This window comes from Curtobacterium sp. B18, from assembly GCF_000333375.1.
Lineage (GTDB): Bacteria > Actinomycetota > Actinomycetes > Actinomycetales > Microbacteriaceae > Curtobacterium.
Map to the genome: position 1 here is coordinate 1 of NZ_BACZ01000637.1, position 7,446 is coordinate 7,446.

8 protein-coding genes are annotated in these 7,446 nt (G+C 71.3%); 2 read left to right on the plus strand and 6 right to left on the minus strand.

Features of this window, described 5'->3' with window-relative positions:
- The 4 genes from acnA to dut form a co-directional block, all read right to left on the minus strand.
- Window positions 1-1,707: aconitate hydratase AcnA (gene acnA, locus I5E_RS17105; RefSeq protein WP_022908062.1), on the minus strand; the 1,707-nt coding region annotated here is incomplete at its 3' end.
- A gap of 129 nt (window positions 1,708-1,836) precedes the next feature.
- A complete protein-coding gene (locus I5E_RS17110) occupies window positions 1,837-2,589 on the minus strand; it encodes a DUF3159 domain-containing protein (RefSeq protein WP_022908063.1) in 753 nt (250 codons plus the stop codon).
- Window positions 2,590-2,620: 31 nt separating this feature from the next.
- A complete protein-coding gene (locus tag I5E_RS17115) occupies window positions 2,621-3,343 on the minus strand; it encodes a DUF3710 domain-containing protein (RefSeq protein ID WP_022908064.1) in 723 nt (240 codons plus the stop codon).
- Window positions 3,340-3,831, minus strand: a complete 492-nt coding sequence (gene dut, locus I5E_RS17120) for a dUTP diphosphatase (RefSeq protein ID WP_022908065.1) — start codon at window positions 3,829-3,831, stop codon at window positions 3,340-3,342. The genes I5E_RS17115 and dut overlap by 4 nt, the downstream gene beginning before the upstream one ends.
- A 65-nt stretch (window positions 3,832-3,896) precedes the next feature.
- Here dut and I5E_RS17125 point away from each other — a divergent pair, with 65 nt between their 5' ends.
- A complete protein-coding gene (locus tag I5E_RS17125; protein ID WP_022908066.1) occupies window positions 3,897-4,328 on the plus strand; it encodes a DUF3093 domain-containing protein in 432 nt (143 codons plus the stop codon).
- A 285-nt stretch (window positions 4,329-4,613) separates the two neighbouring features.
- On the opposite strand, the gene I5E_RS17130 is transcribed toward I5E_RS17125, so the two are convergent.
- Window positions 4,614-4,913, minus strand: a complete 300-nt coding sequence (locus tag I5E_RS17130) for a DUF4193 domain-containing protein (RefSeq protein ID WP_031263038.1) — start codon at window positions 4,911-4,913, stop codon at window positions 4,614-4,616.
- Between the two features lie 265 nt (window positions 4,914-5,178).
- Between I5E_RS17130 and sepH the strand changes: the two genes are divergently transcribed.
- Entirely contained in the window at window positions 5,179-6,204 is a 1,026-nt protein-coding gene (gene sepH, locus I5E_RS17135) for a septation protein SepH (protein ID WP_022908068.1), read from the plus strand.
- Window positions 6,205-6,252: 48 nt separating this feature from the next.
- On the opposite strand, the gene I5E_RS17140 is transcribed toward sepH, so the two are convergent.
- A complete protein-coding gene (locus I5E_RS17140; protein WP_022908069.1) occupies window positions 6,253-7,404 on the minus strand; it encodes an alkaline phosphatase family protein in 1,152 nt (383 codons plus the stop codon).
- Window positions 7,405-7,446 lie beyond the last annotated feature (42 nt).

Sequence of the window (7,446 nt, forward strand, 5' to 3'; positions counted from 1 at the left end):
GGACCGGACCCGGACCCCGACCCGGGTCCGGATTCGAACCCGAACCCTGACCCGGACCCCGACTCGTTCTCGTGGTGCACGCTCCCCGCGCCGGACCGTCGGCCCGGTCGTCGGAGCAGTCGGATGGCGTCCGGACGCAGCTTCCGACCCCGCTGGAGCAGGGAGCCGAGGGTGGACTTCCCCCGGCGCGAGGGTGGTCTTGACCCAGGGCTTCGCGGTGAGGCCCTTCTTCGCGGCGTTCCGGGCGAGGATGCCGGCGGCCATCATGACCGACGGGTTCGAGGTGTTCGTGCACGAGGTGATCGCGGCGATCGCGACCGCGCCGTGGTCGATCGTGAACGGGTCGGCACCGTCCATCGCGACCTTCGTCGGCTGCGACGCCGTCGACGGGGCGCTCGAGACGTGCACGTGCTCGTGCAGGTTCGTGTCCTCGTTGGTCGACCCCGCGGCGATCGGATCGGAGGCCGGGAAGGTCTCCTCGACCGCGTCGTCGAGGTCGGTCTGCTCGGTCGGCGTCGTGTAGTTGCCGAGGTCGACCTCGAACTGCGTCTTCGCCTTCGACAGCTCGATGCGGTCCTGCGGACGCTTCGGGCCGGAGATCGACGGGACGACCGTCGACAGGTCGAGCTCCATGTACTCGGAGTAGTTCGGCTCGACGGACGGGTCGTGCCAGAGGCCCTGGGTCTTCGCGTACGCCTCGACGAGGGCGATCTGGTCCTCGGAGCGGCCGGTCAGGCGCAGGTAGTCGAGCGTGACGCCGTCGACCGGGAACATCGCGGCCGTGGAGCCGAACTCCGGCGACATGTTGCCGATGGTGGCACGGTTCGCGAGCGGGACCTCGCCGACGCCCTCGCCGTAGAACTCGACGAACTTGCCGACGACGCCGTGCTTGCGGAGCTCCTGCGTGATGGTGAGCACCACGTCGGTCGCGGTCACCCCGGCCGGGATCGACCCGGACAGCTTGAAGCCGACGACCTTCGGGATGAGCATCGACACGGGCTGGCCGAGCATGGCCGCCTCGGCCTCGATGCCACCGACGCCCCAGCCGAGCACGCCCAGGCCGTTCACCATGGTGGTGTGCGAGTCGGTGCCGACGAGGGTGTCCGGGTACGCGTAGGTCTCGCCGTCGAAGTCACGCGTGTAGGTGACCTTCGCCAGGTACTCGATGTTGACCTGGTGCACGATGCCGGTGCCCGGCGGGACGACCTTGAAGTCCTCGAACGCGGTCTGGCCCCAGCGGAGGAACTGGTAGCGCTCCCCGTTGCGCTCGTACTCGAGGTCGGTGTTGCGCTGCAGCGCGTCCTCGCGACCGAAGAGGTCGGCGATGACGGAGTGGTCGATGACCATCTCGGCCGGCGACAGCGGGTTGATCTTGTTCGGGTCCCCGCCGATCTCGGCCATTGCCTCGCGCATGGTGGCGAGATCGACGATGCACGGGACGCCCGTGAAGTCCTGCATGACCACGCGGGCAGGCGAGAACTGGATCTCGGTGTCCGGTTCGGCGTCGGGCTGCCACGACCCGAGCGCGCGGATCTGGTCCTCGGTGACGTTCTTGCCGTCCTCGGTGCGGAGGAGGTTCTCGAGCAGCACCTTCAGGCTGTACGGGAGCTTCTCGTGCCCGGGCACCGTGTCGATCCGGTGGATCGCGTAGTCGACACCCCCAACCGACAGCGTGTCCTTCGAGCCGAAGCTGTTGACTGCAGCCACTGTGCCGCCTCCCTGGTTGATCGGTGTGCCCCCATCCAAGCGGGGCGCGAAGCGTCCCACCAGCAAGGCAAACCTAAACCCGCCAGCCCGGGAAGGGCCGCGGGGAAATGTCTCGATGTCGAGACAACTCTACACCGCGGCGGGGTCGCCCTGACGCCTGAAGACCGTCCGGACGAGCAACCAGGTGACCCAGAGCAGCGCGGCGTACAGCGGGACGCCCGTGATGAGCTTGATGCCGGCGAGCAGTTCGACCTGCGCGGTCAGGTAGAGCGGCACCTCGATGAGGAGCCGGATCGCGAAGAGCCCGACCCAGAGCCAGGTGGCCACCGTGAGCACCCGGCGCTTCGCGGGGTCGCGGCGCCAGTCCTGGTGGCTGCCGTCCTCGTTCGGGGGCAGCAGGAACCCGACGACCACGCCGATGAGCGGCTGCCGGATCGCCAGCGAGACGAGCAGCCCGACGAGCCACACCGCGTTGATGACGATGCCGGGGATGAAGTTGCTCTCGGCCCGGCCGGTGATGAGCGCGAGGCCCGCCGAGATCGCGACGCCGAGGATCCCCGCGAGGCTCATCACGAGGGACTGGCGCTGCAGCAGTCGGAGCACCACGAACACGACGCCGATCGCGACCGGGATCAGGACGCTCGGGACGACCTGCTTCGTGATCGCGTACACGACGAGGAACGCCAGGCCCGGCAGCACGGACTCGACGAGCCCCCGGACGCCACCGATCGCCGCGACGAGGGCGTGCCCGGACGGCGCCTCGCCGGGAGCGACCTTGCCGAGTCCCGTGTTCGCGACGGCGGCGCGCATCTGCTCACTGAACGAGGGCAGCGCGTCGGGCGCGTCCGCGTCGGGACGGGTGGTGTCGTCGTGGTCCGGCACCGTGCCTCCTGGGTCAGATCGCCGACTGCGGTCAGATCGCCGACTGCGTCGACTTCGGCATGTGCAGCGGGATGAGGTCGCGCGGCGGCATCGGCGTGGTCCCGCGGACCACGACGACGCTGCGGAACAGGTCCTCGATCTCCGCCGCGTCGTCGGGCTGCTCGGCGGCCTTGCCGGCGATCACGCCACGCAGGAACCAGCGCGGGCCGTCGACGCCGATGAACCGCGCGGGGCGGGCCCCGTCAGTGACGCCCGTGCCGTCGGAGACGACCGGGACCTGGGCACGGAGCTCGGGGCCGAACGGACCGTCGACCTCGGTCACGACGCCGCCCTGGCGCTCGATCTGGTCCGCGATCTGCCCGCGGATCTCGTGCCACAGGCCCGTGGACCGGGGTGCGGCGAACGGCTGCACCTGCAGCGTGGACTCGTCGTAGTCGAGCCCGACCGCGACGACGCGCTGCGAGCCCTCCTCGACCTCGAGCCGGAGGTGGAGCCCCTCACGCGGCAGGACCTTCACGCCGCCCAGGTCGACGTACGGGCGGACCAGGTTCGCCTCGGTCTCGTCGTGCGGGCCGCTCTCGGCACGGTCGTCGGGGGCGGACTTGTCGGTCGGGGCGACCGCGTCGACCTCGTCGAGGTCGGCGTCGGCGTCGGTCGCGATGTCGACCTCCGGCGTCGTGTCGGCCACCTCGACCTCGTCGGCGACGGCGTCCGCCACCTCGACCTCGTCACGCTTGCGTCGGCCGAACTTCATGCGCGCGTTCCTTCCTGAACATCGTCGGCGGTGCCGCTGACGGCACCGCTCCGGTCACCGTAGCCCGACGAACCGAACCCACCCTGGCCGCGGACGCTGTCGGGCAGCTCGTCGACGCGGGTGAACGACACGCGCGGCACCGGCATGACGATCATCTGGGCGATGCGGTCGCCGACGTGCACCTCGTGCGCGGCGGCCTGGTCGGTGTTGAGCAGCGCGACCTTGACCTCGCCACGGTACCCGGCGTCGACGGTGCCCGGCGCGTTCACGATCGTGATGCCGTGCTTCGCGGCGAGACCGCTGCGCGGCACGACGAAGGCGGCGTAGCCGTCCGGGAGCGCGATGCGGAGGCCCGTGCCCACGAGCCGGCGTTCGCCGGGCTGCAGGACGAACGCCTCGGTCGAGACGAGGTCCGCGCCGGCGTCACCGGGATGGGCGTATCCGGGAGCGTTCTCCCCGGTCCAGAGCACGTCGACTGGTTCGGTCACGTGTCGAGGGTAGTGCAGACCGTGACCGTTCCGTGACCTGGTGTCAGTCGTGGTCGAATGGTGTCGTGACCCTGTACCGCGAACGACTGTGGGCTCCGCCCGTCCTCTACCTGGCGACGGCGCTCGTCATCCCCGCCAGCCTCCTCGTGTTCCTGCCGATCAGCGTGCTCGCGGGCATCCTCGTGGCGATCGGCATGTACCTCGGCGTGCTCGTGCTGCTCTGGGTCCTCGCCCCGACGATCGAGGTCACCGAGACCGAGTTCCGCGCCGGGCGCGCACACCTGCCGCGCGCGCTCGTCGGTGCGGTCGAGGGCTACGAGGGCGCCGAGGCCACCACACAGCGCGGGCCGGCGCTCGACGCGCGCGCCTGGACGCTCTTCCGCGGCTACGTCCGCGGGGTGGTCAAGGTCGAGGTGGAGGACCCGGCGGACCCGACGCCCTACTGGCTCGTCAGCGTCCGCAACCCGTCGGCGGTCGTCGCCGCCCTGCGTTCCTGACTCCGACCCCGCTCCGGGCGTACCTGCCCGTTCCGGGCGTACCTGCCGATTCCGGGCGTACCTGCCCGTTTCGGGCGTTCCTGCCCGTTCCAGGCGTACCTGCCCGGAACTTCTGACCAGGTACGCCCGATCCCGCTTCCAATCGCGCGCGTTCTGGGAAGGACCGGCACCACGCGACGGACGGGAGGCGCGGTTCGAGCCCGCCCCGCGCCTCCTGTCCGCCTCGGCGAACGACGACGGCCCGTCACCGCAGCAGGTGACGGGCCGTTCGTGTTCGAGCGTTCCCTAGAGCGCCGCGCACTCCGCGCAGACCGGGCCGAGCTTCGACTCGTGGTCGAGCTGCGAGCGGTGCTTCACGAGGAAGCACTCGACGCAGGTGAACTCGTCGACCTGGGGCGGGAGCACGACGACGTCGAGGTCGACGTCGCTGAGGTCCTGTCCGGCGAGCTCGAAGCTGCCGGGGTTGTCGGAATCATCGTCGACGACCCCCGACATCTTGTCGGGAACGCGCTCCTTGAGGGCCTCGATCGACTCCGAGTCGGAGTTGTCGTCGGTCTTCCGGGGGGCGTCGTAATCGGTGGCCATGCCCATCCATTTCTCGTATCGAGAGGTCGTCGCCGGTGATCGGCGGCGACAGTTTGCACCACGTCTCGCCAGAGCGCAAACCGAGTGTTCCGGCGGGTCGTTCTGGCGCTGAAACCCGTGTACCCGTCCGTCCATTCCCGCTGTCCGGAAACGCTCGCACGGCAGTCCACGGCACGCCCGTGCGCCTCGCCCGGATCGGGTCCGGACGGCTGCATACTCACGGGGTACGAGGCACGACCGTACGCGACGCTCGGAAGGCGGAACCATGCAAGACGTGAGAGTCATCGGGGTGGAGTCCGGCGCACTCCTGCTGGCCACCGACGGCGGGACCGAGTTCCGTCTGCCCGTCACCTCGTCGCTGACCGGTCAGGTCCGGCAGGCGAACCCCGAGTCCGGCCCGCACAAGCGCGTCTCCCCCAAGGACGTGCAGGCCCGGATCCGCGGCGGTGCGGACGCGACCGAGGTCGCCGCGGCGCTCGACGTCGACGTCGAGTACGTGCGGCGCTTCGAGGGCCCCGTGCTCGCCGAGCGCGCCTTCATCCTCGACGCGGCGCACCGCGTCCCGGTGACGCCGGTGGACGACGAGTCCCCCGACACCTTCGGCGAGGCGATCACCGCCAAGCTCGAGGCCGGCGAGGCGACCGGGATCGCCTGGGGCTCGTGGAAGCACGTCGAGAGCGGCTGGCAGGTGCGCGTGCACTACACCGCCGCCGAGGTCGAGCACGACGCCCAGTGGCGGTTCGACCCGAAGACGTCGACGCTGACGCCGGACAACGGCGACGCCCACCGGCTGTCGCACACCGAGGACGAGGGCATCGCGCCGCGCCTCCGTGCGGTCGAGAACGACCACCAGGACACCGACGGCACGCGGTTCGACTCCGGGGCCTTCCGCGTCGACGAGCCCGACGAGGACGTCACGAACCCCGACGTCCAGGACCGACCCCTGCGCGCGCCGCTCCCCCGGATCGGTGCCGCCGTCGAGGAACGCGCCCCGGGCAACGAGACCGCCGACCTCCTCGAGGCGCTCCGACGCCGTCGGGGCGAGCGCGAGGCGGCGGCCTTCGGCGAGCAGCCGCAGGACGACGGGCGCCGGACCTCGATCAGCGTCGTCGACATCCCGCTGCAGGGGTTCGAGGACTCGTCCGACACCGCGCCGCAGCCGGACGCCCGACCCGCGTCGGCACCCGAGGCCGAGGGTGGCCGGGTCGACCGCAAGAAGCGGAACCGCCGGTCGATGCCGAGCTGGGACGAGATCGTCTTCGGCACGCGGCCGGACGACGACCCCGCCTGATCGGCACGGAGCCGTCCGGCTCCGGTGTCGGGTGCGGCCCGGGCTCCGCTACTGCGCGAACGCTCCGGCGAGCCGCAGCGGCACCATGGTCTCCTCGTCGGTCATCGCCCCGTGCTGGCCGATCATGCGCTTCGGTGACTCGCCGGCACGCAGGGCACGGTCGTCGTTGAACGCCCACGACCCACGTGCGACGAGCACGACGTCCCCGATGCGCGGCACGACCTCGTCCGAGACCGCACCGAACCAGCCGGCGGCGATCGCCTCGTCGCGGCTGGCGACGTACGCCTTCTTGCCGTAGCGCGCACGGAACTGCCCGACGAGCGACCGCACGTCGGTGCCCGGCGCCACCGTGAACTGCCGGCAGCGCGGGTCGCCGGCCACCCCGACGACGTCGGTCAGCAGCAGCGGGTCGATCGCGACGTTCTGGTGCTCGGGGACGTCGAGCACCCCGTGGTCGGCGGTCACGACGATCCCCACGTCGGCCGCGGCGCGCTGCTCGAGTCGGGCGAGCTCGCCGTCGAGGAGCTCGAGCGCAGCCGTCCACCGGTCTGACTCCCAGCCGTGCTTGTGCCCGATCGAGTCGAGCTCGGGGACGTAGAGGTACACCAGGGACCTCCCCGCGGCGGTCTCGGCGAGGGCCGCGTCGACGCGCTGGGCGATCGAGTCCGCCGGGGCGTAGCGGGCGCCGCCGAGGACGTTCGCCGTCATCCCCGACGAGCGGTACCGTGCCGGGCCGACGACCACGGGGTCGACGCCGAGCGCCGGCGCCTCGGAGAACAGGGTGCTCGCGAGGAACCAGCCGGCCGGCACCTCGTCGTCCCACCCGCTCAGCAGGTTCATCACGCGCTCGGTGTCGGGGTTCCAGCCGCTGTACCCGACCACACCGTGCGTGCCCGGCGACCGACCGGTGGTCAGCGTGCTCAGCGCGGCCGCCGTCGTCGTCGGGAAGCCGCTGCGCAGCCGTTTCTTGCCGGCGGCGAGCCAGCGGGCGTGCCCGGCGCGCGCGGCCAGCGCGCCGGCACCGAGGCCGTCGACCAGCACGACGATCGCGGAACGGGCGGGGCGGAGGGTGATCCGCGCCTCCCGTCCGGTGGCACGCAACCACGCGTCGTCCGCAGCGCCGAGCGCGACGAGGCAACTCGGGAAGACGTCGGCGAGGTTCGCGGTGGCGTCGGGGGCCGTCGGTACGCTTGTTCCCATCTCCCCCAGTCTCGCAGAAAGGTGCCATGGCACGCACGGAAG

Bases quoted from the DNA above. Each gene is read 5' to 3' on its own strand.
- sepH (WP_022908068.1), top strand. From the start codon at position 5,179: ATGCAAGACGTGAGAGTCATCGGGGTGGAGTCCGGCGCACTCCTGCTG.
- I5E_RS17115 (WP_022908064.1), bottom strand. From the start codon at position 3,343: ATGAAGTTCGGCCGACGCAAGCGTGACGAGGTCGAGGTGGCGGACGCC.
- I5E_RS17140 (WP_022908069.1), bottom strand. From the start codon at position 7,404: ATGGGAACAAGCGTACCGACGGCCCCCGACGCCACCGCGAACCTCGCC.
- I5E_RS17130 (WP_031263038.1), bottom strand. From the start codon at position 4,913: ATGGCCACCGATTACGACGCCCCCCGGAAGACCGACGACAACTCCGAC.